This window comes from Streptomyces sp. NRRL B-24572, from assembly GCF_002156145.1.
Lineage (GTDB): Bacteria > Actinomycetota > Actinomycetes > Streptomycetales > Streptomycetaceae > Streptomyces > Streptomyces vietnamensis.
The window spans coordinates 382-788 of record NZ_MWIG01000576.1 but is presented as its reverse complement, the minus strand read 5'-3'; the positions used below and the strand labels follow the sequence as shown (position 1 = coordinate 788).

1 protein-coding gene is annotated in these 407 nt (G+C 71.7%); it reads left to right on the top strand.

The annotated features are described in order from the left end of the window. The coding region (locus CCN56_RS30445) for a 2Fe-2S iron-sulfur cluster-binding protein (protein ID WP_373412918.1) at positions 1 to 407 on the top strand (407 nt) is incomplete at both ends.

The window sequence follows — 407 nt, the reverse complement described above, 5'->3', positions numbered from 1 at the left end:
TGTTGGTGTAGAGCCGGTCGAGGAAGATCGCGGCGTCCGGGCCCTGCACGTCGATCTTGCCGAGGGTGGAGGCGTCCATGAAGGCCACGCCCTCGCGGGCATCGGATACGAAGGGTTCCGGGGCGACACCCTCGCCTCCGCCCTCCTCGCCAACGGCGTCGTCCAAGCCGCCACCAGCATCAAGCTGGGCCGCCCCCGCGGCATCTTCTCGGCCGGCGTGGAGGAACCCAACGCGGTCGTCCAGATCGAGGCCCCCTTCCCCGAGCCCATGCTCCCCGCCACGACGGTCGAGCTCTACGACGGCCTGGTCGCGAGCAGCCTCCCGGGCCAGGGACGCCTCGCCACCGAACCGGACCCCGCCCGCTACGACGCCGTACACGCCCACTGCGACCTGCTGGTCGTCGGCG